The sequence below is a fragment of the Actinokineospora sp. NPDC004072 genome (assembly GCF_053604195.1).
In genome coordinates this window covers 243,843-259,857 of record NZ_JBSGHB010000007.1, presented here as the reverse complement: position 1 = coordinate 259,857, position 16,015 = coordinate 243,843, and the positions used below count along the sequence as shown (strand labels likewise).

The 16,015-nt window shown below is 74.3% G+C and carries 16 protein-coding genes; 5 read left to right on the top strand and 11 right to left on the bottom strand.

All coding sequences use genetic code 11. The features are described from left to right. Positions 1-11 precede the first annotated feature (11 nt). A complete protein-coding gene (locus tag ACWEPX_RS13545) occupies positions 12-1,853 on the top strand; it encodes an AAA family ATPase (protein WP_451897434.1) in 1,842 nt (613 codons plus the stop codon). A gap of 17 nt (positions 1,854-1,870) precedes the next feature. After that, a complete protein-coding gene (locus tag ACWEPX_RS13540; RefSeq protein WP_451897433.1) occupies positions 1,871-3,367 on the top strand; it encodes a hypothetical protein in 1,497 nt (498 codons plus the stop codon). 12 nt (positions 3,368-3,379) lie between these two features. On the opposite strand, the gene ACWEPX_RS13535 is transcribed toward ACWEPX_RS13540, so the two are convergent. Continuing rightward, positions 3,380-4,780, bottom strand: a complete 1,401-nt coding sequence (locus ACWEPX_RS13535) for an FAD-binding protein (protein ID WP_451897432.1) — start codon at positions 4,778-4,780, stop codon at positions 3,380-3,382. Between the two features lie 46 nt (positions 4,781-4,826). Further along, positions 4,827-5,753, bottom strand: a complete 927-nt coding sequence (locus ACWEPX_RS13530) for a GNAT family N-acetyltransferase (protein ID WP_451897431.1) — start codon at positions 5,751-5,753, stop codon at positions 4,827-4,829. A gap of 148 nt (positions 5,754-5,901) precedes the next feature. Here ACWEPX_RS13530 and ACWEPX_RS13525 point away from each other — a divergent pair, with 148 nt between their 5' ends. Further along, positions 5,902-6,312 (top strand): hypothetical protein, encoded by a 411-nt coding sequence (locus ACWEPX_RS13525; protein WP_451897430.1) that lies wholly within the window; start codon positions 5,902-5,904, stop codon positions 6,310-6,312. On the opposite strand, the gene smc is transcribed toward ACWEPX_RS13525, so the two are convergent. The 4 genes from smc to ACWEPX_RS13505 form a co-directional block, all read right to left on the bottom strand. Beyond that, positions 6,309-9,908 (bottom strand): chromosome segregation protein SMC, encoded by a 3,600-nt coding sequence (gene smc / locus ACWEPX_RS13520; RefSeq protein WP_451897429.1) that lies wholly within the window; start codon positions 9,906-9,908, stop codon positions 6,309-6,311. The genes ACWEPX_RS13525 and smc overlap by 4 nt on opposite strands. A gap of 101 nt (positions 9,909-10,009) precedes the next feature. Continuing rightward, positions 10,010-10,627, bottom strand: a complete 618-nt coding sequence (locus tag ACWEPX_RS13515; protein ID WP_451897428.1) for a zf-HC2 domain-containing protein — start codon at positions 10,625-10,627, stop codon at positions 10,010-10,012. A gap of 8 nt (positions 10,628-10,635) precedes the next feature. Beyond that, a complete protein-coding gene (locus ACWEPX_RS13510; RefSeq protein ID WP_451897427.1) occupies positions 10,636-11,157 on the bottom strand; it encodes a sigma-70 family RNA polymerase sigma factor in 522 nt (173 codons plus the stop codon). A 59-nt stretch (positions 11,158-11,216) separates the two neighbouring features. Continuing rightward, positions 11,217-11,513, bottom strand: a complete 297-nt coding sequence (locus ACWEPX_RS13505) for an acylphosphatase (RefSeq protein WP_451897426.1) — start codon at positions 11,511-11,513, stop codon at positions 11,217-11,219. Positions 11,514-11,582: 69 nt separating this feature from the next. Between ACWEPX_RS13505 and ACWEPX_RS13500 the strand changes: the two genes are divergently transcribed. Continuing rightward, positions 11,583-12,116 carry a hypothetical protein gene (locus ACWEPX_RS13500; RefSeq protein ID WP_451897425.1) on the top strand — a complete coding sequence of 178 codons (534 nt, stop codon included), beginning with the start codon at positions 11,583-11,585 and terminating at the stop codon, positions 12,114-12,116. 71 nt (positions 12,117-12,187) lie between these two features. Further along, on the top strand, positions 12,188-12,868 hold the full coding sequence (locus ACWEPX_RS13495) for a CAP domain-containing protein (protein WP_451897424.1): 681 nt from the start codon (positions 12,188-12,190) through the stop codon (positions 12,866-12,868). Here ACWEPX_RS13495 and ACWEPX_RS13490 read toward each other — a convergent pair. Genes ACWEPX_RS13490 through ACWEPX_RS13470 form a run of 5 tightly spaced genes read right to left on the bottom strand, consistent with a single transcriptional unit; the run spans position 12,865 to position 15,983 of the window. Next, positions 12,865-13,545 carry a response regulator gene (locus ACWEPX_RS13490; RefSeq protein WP_451897423.1) on the bottom strand — a complete coding sequence of 227 codons (681 nt, stop codon included), beginning with the start codon at positions 13,543-13,545 and terminating at the stop codon, positions 12,865-12,867. The genes ACWEPX_RS13495 and ACWEPX_RS13490 overlap by 4 nt on opposite strands. Before the next feature lie 34 nt (positions 13,546-13,579). Then, positions 13,580-14,443 carry a bifunctional DNA-formamidopyrimidine glycosylase/DNA-(apurinic or apyrimidinic site) lyase gene (gene mutM / locus ACWEPX_RS13485; RefSeq protein ID WP_451897422.1) on the bottom strand — a complete coding sequence of 288 codons (864 nt, stop codon included), beginning with the start codon at positions 14,441-14,443 and terminating at the stop codon, positions 13,580-13,582. Continuing rightward, complete coding sequence (rnc, locus tag ACWEPX_RS13480; protein ID WP_451897421.1) at positions 14,427-15,173, bottom strand: ribonuclease III; 747 nt, start codon at positions 15,171-15,173, stop codon at positions 14,427-14,429. Before rnc ends, mutM begins: the two co-directional genes overlap by 17 nt. 3 nt (positions 15,174-15,176) lie before the next feature. Beyond that, positions 15,177-15,359, bottom strand: coding sequence for a 50S ribosomal protein L32 (rpmF, locus tag ACWEPX_RS13475; RefSeq protein WP_378250767.1), 183 nt, complete (start codon positions 15,357-15,359; stop codon positions 15,177-15,179). A 45-nt stretch (positions 15,360-15,404) separates the two neighbouring features. Further along, positions 15,405-15,983, bottom strand: coding sequence for a YceD family protein (locus tag ACWEPX_RS13470; RefSeq protein ID WP_451897496.1), 579 nt, complete (start codon positions 15,981-15,983; stop codon positions 15,405-15,407). Positions 15,984-16,015: the final 32 nt, after the last annotated feature.

Below are 16,015 nucleotides of genomic sequence, written 5' to 3'. Positions count from 1 at the left end.
ATACTCCGCACGTGGAATCCGCCAGATCGGACCCCCCACAGGGCCGGGGCACCCTCGTCAACCACCTCTGGAATGACCTATTAGCCCGAAAGAAGACACAGGTCAAGCCCATGATCACGGTCCTGTTCGGACCGCGCGGAATGGGCAAGACAACGGTATTGCGCGAACTAGCGAACAAAGCGGGCAGCCAGGCCGCGCAGCCGCATTCCCATATCGACCTGAATGGCCACGGTGACCGCCCCGGCTGGCTCGCGCTGGTCGACATCGCCCATGAACTGGCCGAACCGTGGTGGCCGCAGTTCGGCAGGCTGCGGTTCCCGCGGCTCACCCTGGGCACGATGGTCATCGGCGGGCACATCCCCGAGGACCCGGCCGCCGCGCACGCGGCCATCCTCGACCTGCTGCGCGCCTCCCGCGTACCCGGCGACGCGGGAGCCGAGGTGGCCCGGCGGCTGCCGCAGCTGTTCGCCCTGCCCGCCCCGCTGGAGGTGCTGCCCGACGTCGCCCGGTGGGTGCTCGGCCTGAAACCCCTGGTCAAGCGTGCCTACAAGAGGGGGATGGACTTCTACGGCGCCGCACTGCGAACTGCGCCCGACAGCGGGCTCACCGCACTGCGCAGGCTGGCCCGCGCGGATGGGGCCGAGGTTGACCGGGTGCTCGCCGAGGCGTTCCTCGCCGACCTGCGCGCCGCCTACGCCAGCGGCTTCCGCCCACGGGAATGCCTGCTGCTGCTGGACAACGCGCACGCCCCGACGGGGAGGCGGCTGCTGACCGCGCTCGCCGACGCCGCCAAGACCGGCCCGGCCCCGCTGGTCGTGGTGGCCACCAGCGGCAGGCTCGACCTCGGTCTGCCCGGCCTGCCGATGACCGACCCGCTGGCGTTCTGGGCGGGCCTGCCCCCCGACCGCGACCCGCTGCCGCACACCGGCGGCTCGGTGCAGGCCGTCCGGCTGACCCCGCTCACCACCGACGAGGTGGCCGCGCTGGCCGAAGCGCGGTTCGGCCGGGGCGGGCGCGGCCTGGGCCCGCTCGTCGCCGAGGTCACCGACGGCCACCCCTGGACCGCACACCAGGTGCTCGACGCCTGCGAGCAGCTCGGTGAGCGACCGGGGGAAGACGAACTGCGCGGCCTGCTCGAGGTGAAGGTGGGCGGGGAGCCGCGGCGGCTCGGCGAGGGCGCGGCCCGCTACCTGCTGCTCGATGACCTGCCCGCGGCGATCGACAGCACCGCCGTCGGGCTGGCCAGGGACCTCGGCACCGCCACCGCGGCGCTGCCGGGCGCGGCGGACCTGCAGCTGATGCTCGCGCCGCTGTGCTGGGTCACCCCGCTGCCGTGCGGCAGGCTGGTGCTGCCGGACTGGCTGCGCCGCATCGTCGCCGCGGTCGCGTCCGACTGGGGGCCCACCACCCGCGCGCTGCGGGCGCACTGCGCGCGGTCGCCGGGCCGCCACATCGATGTCCTGCACTACGAAGTGGCCGACGGGCACCTGGATTCGGCCCTGGCCTACCTCAACCGGCGCTTCGACGAGGTCGACGCCGCCACCTGGCTGGCCGACCTCGCCGCGCTCACCAGCGCCCCCAGCCGCCCCGGCAGCGAACGCGGCGCATGGGCTGAGCACGTCGGGATGGTCCAGCGGCTGCGCAACCGCCCCATCCCGCTGCCGCCCACCGATCCGCACGGCGAGCGGCTGCTGACCATCACAACGCTGCTCGTCGCCGGTCTGCTGGCCGCCGACCCGCTGCGCGATCCGACCCGCGCCCTGGCGAGCGTGCTCGCCCAGGGCTTCCACGACCTCGGCAGGCGCTCCCCCGCAGGCCAGCTGCGTTTCGCCGCCGAGGCCGACCGACGCTGAAAGAACCTGGAGCACCGGTGCGACGCAAGATCAACCGCTATCCCCTCTGGCAGGCGCATCGCCGCGGTTTCCTGTCGCTGGTGCTGGTCGGGGTGCTCGGCGCGGCGGCGGGCGCGTACTTCCTCACCGGCAGCAGGCCGGTGCACGTCACCGACGGCGCGCACGTCTTCTCCCCCGACCTCGCGCCCATCCAGGAACTGATCCTGGCGGAGAACCAGCGGGTGGAGAACGGCGACCAGCCGTGGGTCAGCATCGTGTTCGCCGACCCGATGGCGCCCGGGCCCGGCGACCTGATCACCGCGGACGCCGTGCGGCACGACCTGCAGGGGGCGTACCTGGCGCAGCGGGCGTGGAACGCCCCGGAGAACAAGCGCTCGCCACAGGTGCGGCTGCTGCTGGCCGACCTCGGCAGCCAGATGGGGCACTGGTCGCAGACGGCCGCCGAAGTCCGGGCCCGGGTCGACGGCGACGACCGGGTGGTGGCCGTGGTCGGCTTGGGCGTGAGCACCGAACCGGTGCGGCGCTTCGTCGACGAGGTCGCCAAGAGCCGGGTGGCGATCGTCGCGGGCGCGATCACCGGTGACGAGATGACCGAGGCGCTGGACGGCAGCGGACCGGTGCCCGGCATGGTGCGGGTCGCGCCGACCAACAGCGACATGGCCGTGGCGACCCTGCGCTACCTCGACCGGGCCCCGAACCTGCCTGCCCGGCCCAGGGTGCTGGAGGTGCGCGACCAGAACCGCGACGACAACTACGCCATCACCCTCGGCGAGGCGTTCTCCACGGCGATCCGGGCCGCGCCGAAGGGCCGCTACGACCTCGTGCGGCCGCAGATGGTGTTCAACTCGGCGCTGGCCGAGGCCGGGACGATCCTCAGCGCCAACGCCAACAAGGTGTGCGAGCAGCGCGCCGACGTCGTGCACTTCGCCGGACGCGGGTCGGACCTGCGCGGCTTCCTGCGCGGGCTGGCCTCGCGCGCCTGCGCGGCGAGCCGCCACCTGCTCGTGCTCGGCCCGCCTGACATCGCCCGCAGCGCGGGGATCAAGCTCTGGGAGAGCGGGGCGGAGGCGAACATGACCGTGCTGGTGCCCGGGCTGACGAACCCGCGGATGTGGCAGCGCGACCGCGGCGCGGCCTCCGGCGAGACCGTCGCCCGGTTCGGCTCCTGCCCGTCCTGCTACGGCGCCCTGTTCCCGACCGAATCCCTGTCCGACAGCGACGCCGCCCTCTCCCACGACGCGGTGTGGACAGCCATCCTGGCCATCCGCGCCGTGGTCGCAGGCCAGGCCGAGGCGGGCACGCACGCGCCGCAACCGGCGGCCGCCGCGGTGGCCCAAGCGTTGAACCAGCTGCGGGTGGACGGCGTGAGCGGCTGGATCTGCTCATTCGACGGCGACCACAACCCGGTCAACAAGGCCGTGCCCATCCTGCACCTGGACCACGCCGGGGGGATCCAGTACCAGGCGCTGTCGTCCCCGGAGGGCACCCCGGTCATGGACGGGTGCTCGGCCTAGCGGCCGAGCCGGTCAACCGAAGACGCCCTGGCCCGGGGTGAGGATGCCGCGCGGGTCGTAGTGGGACTTGGCGGTGCGGGCGCGGGGGTAGTGGGAGCCGTAGTGGGCGCGCCAGTCGGGGCGGCGCATGGGGATGGAGCCGATGGGGTACTGGGTGGCGCCGATGGCGGTGGCGTCCTCGTAGAGCGCGCGGTTGTCGGCGACGAGGGCGCGGACCGCGGCCTGGTCGGCGGGGAGGGCGCGGAGGATGGACAGGAGGAAGACCAGGTCGGTCCCGGGGACGCGGACCATCGGGCGGGTCAGGCGGGCGCGCGGGACCGGGTAGAGCAGGATCGGGCCCGCGCCGACCTCGGCCGGGGTGAGGCGGGACAGCGCGCGGGCGACGAAGGCGTCGGTCGCGGTGTCGGGGAGGAAGAGGTTGACCCACGGGTTGGGCAGCTTCAGCGGGCGGATCTGGTCCACCACGTCGGTGACGCGGTTCAGCCACGCGCGGTAGGGCAGGTCGGTGATCTCGACCGCGCCCGCGGGCAGGCCCGCCAGCAGGGCGGCGTCGTCGGGGGCGGTGTCGTGGTACGACGCCGCTTCCAGCACGTAGGCCCAGCCGCCGTCGACCGGGACCACCTGACCCTCCACATAGGAGAACCGGCCGTCGCCGACGGCGATGCGCTGGGCCGCGGTCAGCTCGCCCAGGCGGCGGTAGGTCACCTTGTAGACGCGGGCGGTCGACGCGGCCGGGACGAGGTCCAGCCACGCGCGCACGATCAGCGCGTACTGGCCGAGTCCACCGAGGACGGCCTCGAAGAGGCGGTCGCCGGGGCCGCAGCGGACCAGCTCGCCGGTGCCGGTGACGACTTCGAGCGCCTGCACGGTGTCCACGTGCAGGCCGTGGTGGTGGCTGGCCCCGCCGATCCCGCCGACGCTCAGCGTCCCGCCGACCGACAGGCCCAGGTAGTCCGTCGCCACCGGCGGGGTCAGGCCGCGGGCCAGCGCCGCGTCGGTCACCGCGCCCCAGGTCGCCCCCGCGCCGACGACCGCGGTCGTGCCGCGGATCTCGATGCCCGACAGCGGGCGCGAATCGATGACCACGCCGGTGGACTGCGCCTGCCCGAACGTCGAGTGGCCCTGCCCGCGCACGGCGACCGGGATGCGGTGGCGGTTGGCGAAGCGCACCATGCGCACCACGTCGGCGGTCGAGCCGGGGCGCAGCACGGCGCGCGGGGAGCGGTGGACGATCTGGCCGTAGTCGTCGGCGGCCTCGGCGAGCGCGGCCGGGTCGGTCAGCAGCTCGCCGTCGAGGTCCGGGACGGCGATCGCCCCGGGCGAGGCCTGCGCCGCCCACCTCAGGCCCACCGGGTCGAACGCGACCACCGCGGCCGCCCCCGCGACCAGGAACCGACGCCGACCCACACCCATGCGCGACACCCCTCGAAAGCTGACGGACCCCCAGATCGCGGCCACCCTATCCGGTGATCGCGCGCCGCCGGTACCCGATCAGCTCCAGGTGCAGCGCGAACCCCAGGGCGGTGAACATCCGCTCGGAGGCGTCGTTGCCCAACATGATCACCGCGGCGGCGCGCGGCTGCGGGCCGTGCGCGGTGGCCAGCTCGCGCAGCAGCCCGCGCACCACCGCCCGCCCGGCGCCCGCCGAGCGCATCCCCGGGACGACCCCCACGTAGTCCACATAGAACTCACCGGGCTGGTGGTAGCCCGCCGCGTAGCCGATCAGCCCGTCCGCGCCGGACAGCGCGACCACGGTGTGCCCGCGGTCGCCGTCGACGAGCTGGCGGCCGGTGGCGGTGCGGTTGGGGAAGCAGCGCTCGTGCAGCTCGATGACCTCCGCCCGCACCGGATCGGCCGGGTCGAGCCTGCGCGGGCCGTCCGCGGCGGCCTCGCCGACCAGCACCGCCCGCAGCGCGGGCCCGGAGAGGGTGAAGACGCGGCTCATGTCCCCGCCCGCGAACCCGTGCCGCGCGGCGAAGTCGGCGAGCAGCCGGTGCTGGCGGTGCCCGTACAGCTCCAGGTCGTCGAACCCGCCGAGGCGCGGCAGCGAGGTGGCCGCGTCGAGCAGCTCGTCGGCGGTGCGGTGCCAGACCTGCCTGCGCACCGGGTGCTCCGCGGGCACCTCGACGTAGGGGCCGAGCAGCCACGCCCGCCCGACCTCGGCATCGGCGTCGACGCTCAGCACGGCCCCGATCCGCCCGTCCTCGCCCACCCCGACGACCGCCCCACCGGCCCAGTCGGGCTTGAGGCCAGCCAACTCGTCGGCCACCTCCTCGGCCGTGACACCGTGGTAGCCGATGTGCTGAGCGGGGTCGGCCTGCAACCGCACGACGAGGTCGATGACCTCGGCGGCGTCGTCGGCCGATGCTGGGCGGATCGCATACATGGGTGCATCGTGCGGCTTGGGCGGTCCCGGAAGCGAGCGGATTACCGCAACGGCATTCCACGGGCAGGCGATCAGGTTCATACTGGCCGCACCCTCGTCCCAGCCGGACGGTGCGGCATGGCATCAGCCCAGTTCAGAGAGGTCCCCCATGGCCAACTTCGACCCCAAGACCGTCACGCCGATCGAGTGGGCAGGCATCGGAGCGGGCGCCGCCGCGTTCCTCTTCAGCTTCTTCCCGTGGGTCTCCATCGAGCTCTTCGGCGCCTCGGCGTCGTTCTCGGCGTGGAACTCCGCCTTCATCGCCTGGTTCCCGGTGCTGCTGCTGATCGGCTCGGCCGTGATCGTGCTGCTGCCGCACCTGGGCACGGCGGTCCCGAACCGCACGGTCCTGTGGCTGAGCTTGTCCGGCCTCGCCGTGCTGCTCATCCTGCTGCGCTGGATCACCCTGGACGCCATGATCGGCGCGGGCATCGGCCTGTTCCTGGGCCTGCTGGCCGCGCTGGTCTCCGCGGGCGCGACGTTCCTGTCCTACAAGGCGGCCAACCGCCCGGTGGCCTAGCCCTCGATCGGGTCCTCCCGGCGCCGCTGCAGGCGCTGGGAGATGACCTGGGTGATGCCGTCGCCGCGCATGGAGACGCCGTAGAGGGCGTCGGCGATCTCCATCGTCGGCTTCTGGTGGGTGATGATGATCAGCTGCGAGCTGGCGCGCAGCTGCTCCAGCAGGCCGATCAGCCTGCGCATGTTGGTGTCGTCGAGGGCGGCCTCGACCTCGTCCATGACGTAGAACGGCGACGGGCGGGCGCGGAAGATCGCCACCAGCATCGCCACCGCGACCAGCGACTTCTCCCCGCCGGAGAGCAGCGACAGGCGCTTGACCTTCTTGCCGGGCGGGCGGGCCTCGACGTCGACGCCGGTGGTCAGCATGTCGTCGGGCTCGGTGAGGACCATGCGGCCCTCGCCGCCGGGGAACAGCACGTCGAACACCGTCTCGAACTCCCGCGCCACGTCGTGGTAGGCGGCGGTGAAGACCTCCAGGATCTTCTCGTCCACCTCCTTCACCACGGTCAGCAGGTCGCGGCGGGTGTCCTTGAGGTCCTCCAGCTGGGTGGACAGGAACTTGTAGCGCTCCTCCAGCGCGGCGAACTCCTCCAGGGCCAGCGGGTTGACCTTGCCCAGGGTGGCCATGTCGCGCTCGGCGCGCTTGGCGCGGCGGGCCTGGGTGTCGCGGTCGTAGGGCAGCGGCGGGGGCGGGCTGACGTCCTCGCCGCGCTCGCGGGCGGCCTCGTACTCGGCCAGCTCCGCAGGGGACGGCGGCACCGGCTGGTCCGGGCCGTACTCGGCCACCAGGTCGTCCAGGCCGATGCCGAAGGTCTCGGCGATGCGGGTCTCCAGCTGCTCCAGCCGCAACCGCTGCTCGGCGCGCAGCACCTCGTCGCGGTGCACGGCGTCGGTCAGCTTCTCCAGCTCGACGGACAGCTCGCGCACCTTGGCGCGCACCTCGCCGAGCAGGCGCTCGCGGTCGGCGCGGCGGGCCTGCACGACGTCGCGCTCCTCGGCGGCGCGGGCCAGCGACAGCGCGATGCGCTCCAGGGCCAGCTCGCCGCCGTCCACCACGGCCTGGGCGACCGCGGCGCCGCGCTTGCGGGCGGCCATCGCCCGGGCGGCGCGCTCGCGGGCCTCGCGCTCGGCGCGGGCGGCCCGGCGCAGCTGCTCGGCCTTGCCCTGCAACGCGCGGTGGCGCTCCTCGGCGGTGCGCAGCGACAGCCGCGCCTCCATCTCCTCCTGCCGGGCGGACGCCAGCGCAGCGGTGTACTCGTCGCGTTCGGTGGAGTCGGGCTCGTCGTCCACCGGCTGGTCGGCGACCGCGGCCAGCCGCTCCTCCAGGTCGGCGAGCTTGACCAGGGCCTCCTCGCGGGCCTGCTCGACCTTGGCCCGCTGCCGCTCGGCCCGCTCCACCTCGGCCTCCGCGGAGCGCACGGCCGCGCGCAGCCGGTTGAGCCGCTCGGCCGAGCGGGCCGCGCGGACCTTGGCCTCGCCCATCTCGTCCTTGATCGCGCCGACCTCGGCGCGCCGGGCCTGCTGCTCGGCCCGCGCCCCGGCCAGGGCGGCCGAGGCCGACTCCAGCGCCCGCTCGGCCGCGCCGAGACGGGCCTGGGCCTCGTCCACGGCGGCCTGCACCTCGATGGTGCTCTGCGCCCGCTCCGACCCGCCGATCGCCCAGTGCGCGCCGAGCACGTCGCCGTCGCCGGTCACCGCCCGCACGTCCGGGTGCGCCAGCACGAGGTCCTGGGCCGCGGGCAGGTCGGCCACGACGGCCACCCGGTCCAGCGCGCGGCGCACGGCGGGCCGCAGCACGTCCGGGGCCTGCACCAGGTCGACCGCCCAGCGCGCGCCCGGCGGCAGCGCGGGCCAGCCCGCCCGGTCCGGCTCAGCGGTGGATCCGCCGACCAGCAGCCCGGCCCGCCCGGCGTCCCCGGCGCGCAGCGCCTCCAGCGCGGCGACCGCGCCGTAGGGGTCGGCGACGGCCACCGCGTCGGCGATCGGCCCGAGCGCGGCGGCCAGCGCGGCCTCCGCGCCCGGCTCGACGGTCAGCAGCGCCGCGACCGAGCCCAGCAGCCCGGGCAACCGGTCGGCGGCGGCCAGCAGGGCCCCGGCCCCGTCCTTGCGCGACAGGCCCAGCGACAGCGCGTCGACGCGGGCCTTCCAGGAGGCGATCTCCTTCTCCGCGGTGCGCTCGGCGCGCACCAGCTCGTCCACGCGCGCCTTGGCCGCGTCGTTGGCCTCGGTCGCCTGGGCCAGGCGCTCGCGCAGCTCGGCGTCGTCGCCCTCCTCGACCCCGGTCTCCTCCTGGGCCTCGGCCAGCTCGCCCGCGGCGACCTCGGCGCGCTCGCGGGCCTCGCCCAGGGCCACCGACAGCCGCTCGATCTCCTCGGCGGTGGCGTTGGTCTTGCTGCGCAGCGCCTCGACCTGCCCGCCCAGCCGGGCCAGGCCCTCGCGGCGGTCGGCGATGGCGCGCACGGCGGCCAGGTGCGCCTTCTCCGCCGCCTGCACCATCCGCTCCAGCTCGGCGCGGCGCTCGGTCGACTCGGCCAGCGCGTAGCGGGCCTCGGTGACGGCCTCGCCCAGCTCGGCCTCGCGCAGCGCGGTGTGCTCGGCCTCGGCCTCCAGCTCGTCGGGGTCGCGGCCGCCGCGCGGGGCCTCCACCGACGCCGAGAGGTGCCGGGCGCGCTCGACGGCCAGCCGCACGGTGCCGCGCAGCCGCTCCTCCAGCGCCGAGAGCCGGTACCAGGTCTCCTGGGCCTGGGCCAGCAGCGGGGCGTCGGCGGCCAGGTCCTCCTCCAGCTCGTTCTGCCGGGCCTGGCAGACCTCCAGCGCCTGCTCGACCTCGGCGCGCTTGCGCCGGGCGGTGGCCTCGTCGGCCTCGTCGCGGGCGATCTCGGCGCGCTGGGTGACCAGGTCGTCGGCGTGCAGGCGCAGCCGGGCGTCGCGCAGCTCGGCCTGGATCACCTGGGCGCGACGGGCCACCTCGGCCTGCTTGCCCAGCGGCTTGAGCTGGCGGCGCAGCTCGGCGGTGAGGTCGGTGAGCCGGGTCAGGTTGGCCTGCATCGCGTCCAGCTTCCGCAGCGCCTTCTCCTTGCGCTTGCGGTGCTTGAGCACCCCGGCCGCCTCCTCGATGAAGGCGCGGCGCTCGTCGGGCTTGGACTCCAGGATCGCGCTGAGCTGGCCCTGCCCGACGATGACGTGCATCTCCCGGCCGATGCCGGAGTCCGACAGCAGCTCCTGGACGTCGAGCAGGCGGCACGAGCTGCCGTTGATCTCGTACTCGCTGGCCCCGTCGCGGAACATCCGGCGGGTGATGGAGACCTCGGTGTAGTCGATCGGCAGGGCGCCGTCGGAGTTGTCGATGGTCAGGGTGACCTCGGCGCGGCCCAGCGGGGCGCGGCCGGAGGTGCCCGCGAAGATGACGTCCTCCATCTTGCCGCCGCGCAGGCCCTTGGCGCTGCCCTCGCCCATCACCCAGCGCAGCGCGTCGAGGACGTTGGACTTGCCCGAGCCGTTGGGGCCGACCACGCAGGTGATGCCCGGCTCGAAGCGCAGCGTCGTCGCCGAGGCGAAGGACTTGAAGCCCTTCAGCGTCAGGCTCTTGAGGTGCACTGGCCGAATCCTGTCCGTGCGGGTGCGTTCGGCCGAGCGTACCCGCGCAGGCCGACAGCCCCGCGCAAGGTCGCGCGTGGCGGACGGGGCGTGGCGGAGGGCTAATCCGGCGGAGTGATGTGGATCACCGTGCGGTCGCCGCTGATGACCTCGACCTTGGCGATCGCGGTCAGGTCGAACGAGGTGCTGCCCGGGATCTGCTCCTCGGCGGTGGTGCCCGCCGCCCACCAGCCCGCGGTCTCCCGGCTGCCGTCGCGGGCGCGCACCACCAGCTTGCACGGCTTGCCCGGCGGCACGTCCCGCATCCGGATGCTCAGCTCGGTGCCCCACGGCCGCTGGGTGAGGTCGACGTCGGCGCGGATGCCGCTGGCCGGGTCCTGCGCCGACCAGGTCACCCGGTCCGGCTGCTGGCCGAAGGCCTGCACCGCCACGATCCCGGCGAGGGCGAGCACCACGACGACCGCGGCGACCAGCACCGGCAGCCTGCCTGCCCGCACCGGGGCGGGCGGGGGCGGGGGCACCGGGACCGGCTCGGTGACCGGGTCCGCCTCGACCTCGATGAAGTCGGCCTCCTCGACCCGCTGCAGCAGACCCGGCAGCGGGGCCATCCGCAGCAGCTCGACCTCGCAGACCGGGCACCCCGCCACGTGCGCCTGGAACACCGCGCGGTCGGCGGGGTCGAGCGCGCCGAGCAGGTAGGCGCCCACGTTGGTGATCATGGGGCAGCTCACGGCTCAGTCACCCCCCGTTCCTCCAGCGCGTCGCGCAGGGCGCGCAGGGCGTAAAACGATCTGGACTTGACCGTGCCGGGCGGCACCCCGAGCACGGCCGCGGCCTCGGTGACGGTGCGCCGCCGGTAGAACAGCTCGACGATGACGCTGCGGTGGTCGCGGGAGAGGCTGCGCATCGCCTCGGCGATCTGCCAGCCCTGCAGCACCCGGTCGAACTCGTCGGGGTGCTCGACCCGCAGCGCGTCGGTGCCCTCCATCGGGATCTCCGTCGCGCGCGCGGACTGCCTGCGGTACCCGGAGATCACCAGGTTCCTGGCCACGGTGTAGAGCCACGGGCCCGCGTGGTCGGGGTGCAGCGCGCCCGCGTTGCGCCACGCCCGCAGCAAGGTCTCCTGCACGATGTCCTCCGCGCGCTGGTGGTCGCCGCCGACGGCGCGCATGGCGTACGCGAGCAGCGGCCGCCGGTACCGGCGGTACAGCTCGCGCACGAGGTCCTCGTCGCGTGCGGGCGGTCCCACGCGCGGTTGTACGCCGCTGCGGGCGCGGCGGTTCACCAAACGGTCGAAGATGCCCCGGGTCACCGCTCGCGGAACCCGGCGAGGCCGCCCTTGGCCTCGGCCCAGCGCTCCACGACGCCGTCCACCCGGCCCGGGGTCCGCCCGGACGTGAGCGCGGCCAGCAGCGCGTCGCAGCCGGCCCGCGGCCCCTCGGCGACGACCTCGACGCGGCCGTCGGCGGTGTTGCGCGCCCAGCCCACCAGCCCCAGCTCCAGCGCGCGGGCGCGGGTCCACCAGCGGAAGCCGACGCCCTGCACCTGCCCGCGGACGAAGGCGGTCATGCGCACGGGGGCGGCGTCGGTCGGCACGGGGCACATCGTGCCCTAGTGGTACCGTGCGCCGCCGAGACGGGCCGCGCCCCGGCCCGCGGATGGGAGTCCGCCTGCATGTCCGAGCCTGACGCCCGGGACGAATCCGCCCCGCCCGCCACCGGACGCCTCCGCCACGCCCCCTACGCCGTCCTCGGCGTGGCGGGCGTCGTCGTGTCCACGGTGTTCGCCGCCGTGGCCGCCTTCGCCACCAGCGGAACCGACGAGACGGCCCCCGAGATCACCCCCACCGCGCCCGGCGGGCAGGTGCAGGTGACCACCACCGCCACCGCCGGCGAGACCACCTCGGCGACGACCACGCCCACCACGGCCACGACGACGACCGGCACCTCCACCACCACGGCGACCTCCACCACGGACCCGGTCGCCCCTCCGGTCAACCCGCCGCCCGGTGGTGGTGGCGGCGGCGGTGGCGGCAACGAGCCGACGAACCCGGGCAACGGCGGCGGCAACCCCACCACCAAGCCGAACAACCCCCCGCCGACCTCCAAGCCGACCACGCCCCCCACCACGAACCCGACGACAGATCCGACGACGCCGCCGACGTCCGAGCCCACCGCGACGCCGGTCGACCCGCCGCCCGGAGCCTGACTCCACGGAAAGTGACGCGGATCGCACCCCGTCGGGGAGCGTTACACCCGATCGTGGTACGTTGCCGAACCGTGACCAAGAGTCGTGGCCGGTTACTCCCGGCGGTGCTCGTCGCGCTGGCAGCAGGCGCGGGCACCGCAGGCGTGACGACGGTCCTCACCGCTCCCCCGGTCGAGGACGCCACCCCCAGCCCGGTGGCGCTCAACCTGACGTCCCCGCCGGTCACCGCCCCGCCCTCCCCCGCGGCACCGCCCACCACCGCGGCGGCGACCACCTCGAAACCAGCCCCGCCGACGACCACCACCGCCAAGGCCACCACCACGACCGCCAAGCCCGCCACGACGACGACGGCGGCGCGGACCAGCGAGCCCGACGCAGGCGAGCCCGACGCCGACGCCGCGGTCCTGGCCATCGTCAACGACGAGCGCGCCGAGAAGGGCTGCGCACCGGTCAAGCTGGACGCCCGGCTCACCACCGCGGGCCAGGACCACAGCGAGGACATGTCCGACCACGACTACTTCTCGCACACCAGCCTCGACGGCCGGTCCTTCGTGGACCGCGCCAAGGCCGCCGGCTACCGCAACCCGGGCGCGGAGAACATCGCCCGCGGGCAGCGCACCGCCGCTGAGGTCATGCAGGCGTGGATGGACTCCCCCGGCCACCGCGCCAACATCCTCAACTGCGACCTCAAGGCGATGGGCCTGGGCTTGGACACCGACGGCTACTACTGGACCCAGGTGTTCGGCTACTAGCCCTCGAACCGGTAGCCCATGCCCGGCTCGGTGATCAGGTGCCGGGGCCGCGACGGCTGCCGCTCCAGCTTGCGCCGCAGCTGGGCCAGGTAGACGCGCAGGTAGTGGGTCTCGGTCGCGTACCCGGGGCCCCAGACGTCCTGCAGGATCTGCTTCTGGGCGACCAGCCTGCCCTTGTTGCGGACCAGGATCTCCAGGATCCCCCACTCCGTCGGCGTCAGGTGGATCTCCGCGCCGTCGCGGTGGACCTTCTTGGCGGCCAGGTTGACGGTGAACGCCTCGGTCACCACCACCGGGGACTGGTCGGCGACGGCGACCGCGGCCCTGCGCACGGCCGCGCGCAGCCGGGCCAGGAACTCGTCCATCCCGAACGGCTTGGTCACGTAGTCGTCGGCGCCCGCGTCCAGCGCGGTCACCTTGTCCCGGCTCTCCACGCGCGCGGACAGCACCAGGATCGGCACGCTCGTCCAGCCGCGCAGCCCGGCGATGACGTCGTTGCCGTCCATGTCGGGCAGCCCGAGGTCCAGCACCACCACGTCGGGGTGGGTGTCGGCGGCCGCGCGCAGGGCGCCCGCGCCGTCGGCCGCGGTGACGACGTCGTAGCCGCGGGCGCTGAGGTTGATGCGCAGCGCCCGCACGATCTGCGGCTCGTCGTCGACAACCAGAACCTTGGTCACGCCGCCACTATGCCGCCTCGGCCAGGCCGGTGCGCTACCGGATCGCGCGGGGGCGCGGCTGGCACCGCGGGCAGGAGAACGACGAGCGGTTCATGAACGGCTCGCGGCGGATCGGTGTCCCGCACCGCGGGCACGGCTTACCCTCCTGGCCGTAGGCGGCCAGCGACCGGTCGAAGTAGCCGGACTCGCCGTTGACGTTGACGTAGAGCGCGTCGAACGAGGTCCCGCCCACGTCCAGCGCCGCGGCCATCACGTCGGTCGCCGCGGTGATCAGGCGGCGCACCGCGGGGCCGGTCAGCCGGTCGGTCGGCCGGGCCCAGTGCAGCGAGCACCGCCACAGCGCCTCGTCGGCGTAGATGTTGCCGATCCCGGAGACCACGGTCTGGTCCAGCAGCGCCCGCTTGATCTCGGTCCGCTTGCGCCGCACCGCGGCCACCGCGGCGGCGATGTCGAAGGCGGGGTCCATCGGGTCGCGGGCGATGTGGGCGACCGGCACGGGCAGCAGCGCGCCGTCGACGGTCGCCAGCTCCTCCACCGAGAGCCCGCCGAACGTGCGCTGGTCGACGAAGCGCAGCTCGGGGCCGCCGTCGGCGAAGGCGAAGCGCACCCGCAGGTGCTTCTCCGGCGGCGCGTCGGCGGCGCTGACCAGCATCTGCCCGCTCATCCCGAGGTGGGCGAGCACGGCCTCGCCGGAGCCCAGCTCCAGCCACAGGTACTTGCCGCGCCTGCGCACCGCGGTGACGGTCTGGCCGATCAGCCTGCCGATGAAGTCGAACGCGCCGGGCAGGTGCCTGCGCACGGCCCGCGGGTGGAACACCTCCACCGCGGCGACCGCGCGCCCGCGGACGTGTCCGTCGAGGCCGCGGCGGACGACCTCGACCTCAGGCAGTTCCGGCATCGTCGGTGCGCGGGGGCGTCTCGGAGATCTCCCGCCAGGCCGCCTCGGCGGCCTTCTGCTCGGCTTCCTTCTTGGTCTTGCCGTCGCCGTTGCCGTAGCCCTGGCCGTTCACCACGACGGTGGCGGTGAACTCCTTGCGGTGGTCGGGGCCTTCCTCGCGCACCTTGTACTCGGGCACGCCCAGACCGCGCGCCGCGGTCAGCTCCTGCAGGCTGGTCTTCCAGTCCAGGCCCGCACCGCGCAGCGGCGCCTCGGTCAGCAGCCGGTCGAAGTGCTTGTGGACGACCTCGCGGGCGACCTCGATGCCGTGGCTGAGGTAGACCGCGCCGATGATGGCCTCCATGCCGTCGGCCAGGATCGACGCCTTGTCCCGACCGCCGGTCAGCTCCTCGCCCTTGCCCAGCAGCAGGTGCGCGCCGAGGCCGCCCTCGCCGAGGGTGCGGGCCACGCCCGCGAGGGCGTGCATGTTGACCACGCTGGCCCGCAGCTTGGCGAGCTGGCCCTCGGGCAGGTCCGGGTGCGTGCGGTACAGGTGGTCGGTCACGACCAGCCCGAGCACCGCGTCACCGAGGAACTCCAGCCGCTCGTTGGGCGGCAGGCCGCCGTTCTCGTAGGCGAAGGAGCGGTGGGTCAGGGCGAGCCGCAGCAGCTCGGCGTCGAGTTCGACGCCGAGCGCGGCGAGCAGCGTCTGCGGGTCCGCCGACGGACCGCGGGGCGGCTTACTCCCCACGGGTCACGCGGGTTGGGTGACCTGACGACCGTCGTACTGACCGCACGTCGGGCAGGCGATGTGCTGCGGCTTGGGCGCCTTGCACGCGCGGTTGCTGCAGGGAACCAGGTGGACCGCGGTGGTCTTCCACTGCGAGCGGCGGGAGCGGGTGTTCGAACGCGACATCTTCCGCTTGGGGACGGCCACGACTGCATCTCCTCTGACGTGCTAAAACGTGAAGCTTCGGATGGGCTAGTGGCCCTGATCCCGCGGGAACCGCTCCTGGAGCGCTGCCCACCGAGGGTCTATCGTCTCATGCGCGTGATCGGGCCCGAGATCGGCCCACTTGCCGCCGCAGCCCGGGCACAGGCCCGCGCAGTCCGGCGTGCACAGCGGGGCCGACGGCACGGCGAGCACGACCGCGTCGCGGACCACCGGCTCCAGGTCGATGAGGTCGTCGACCAGGCGGGCGACCTCGTCGTCGTCGGTGGTCTCGTCGGTGGCGCTGTCGGGGTAGGCGAACAGCTCGGTCACCTCGACGGTCACCTCGTCGGCCAGCGGGTCCAGGCAGCGCGAGCACTCCCCGGCCAGCGGCCCGGTCGCCGTGCCGGAGACCAGCACGCCCTCCACCACCGACTCCAGCAGCAGGTCCAGCTCGACGGCCGCCCCGGTCGGGATCGCGATGACGCCCTCCAGCCCGATGTCGTGGGCCGCGGTCGCCGTGCGCCGCAGCGCGCGGCTGGAACCCGGCCTGCGGCCCAGGTCGCGGGTGTCGATCACCCAGGAACTGGACACCTCGGGCCGGGCGTGGCTCTTGCGGTGGTTGGACATGGCTGGTTCAGTCACGGCTTTCGGGACTCGGG

Coding starts and splice junctions, on each gene's coding strand:
- ACWEPX_RS13515 (WP_451897428.1), bottom strand. CDS start 10,627: ATGATCACCAACGTGGGCGCCTACCTGCTCGGCGCGCTCGACCCCGCC.
- ACWEPX_RS13525 (WP_451897430.1), top strand. CDS start 5,902: ATGGCCAACTTCGACCCCAAGACCGTCACGCCGATCGAGTGGGCAGGC.
- ACWEPX_RS13505 (WP_451897426.1), bottom strand. CDS start 11,513: ATGTGCCCCGTGCCGACCGACGCCGCCCCCGTGCGCATGACCGCCTTC.
- ACWEPX_RS13500 (WP_451897425.1), top strand. CDS start 11,583: ATGTCCGAGCCTGACGCCCGGGACGAATCCGCCCCGCCCGCCACCGGA.
- ACWEPX_RS13470 (WP_451897496.1), bottom strand. CDS start 15,983: ATGTCCAACCACCGCAAGAGCCACGCCCGGCCCGAGGTGTCCAGTTCC.
- ACWEPX_RS13530 (WP_451897431.1), bottom strand. CDS start 5,753: ATGTATGCGATCCGCCCAGCATCGGCCGACGACGCCGCCGAGGTCATC.
- mutM (WP_451897422.1), bottom strand. CDS start 14,443: ATGCCGGAACTGCCTGAGGTCGAGGTCGTCCGCCGCGGCCTCGACGGA.
- ACWEPX_RS13535 (WP_451897432.1), bottom strand. CDS start 4,780: ATGGGTGTGGGTCGGCGTCGGTTCCTGGTCGCGGGGGCGGCCGCGGTG.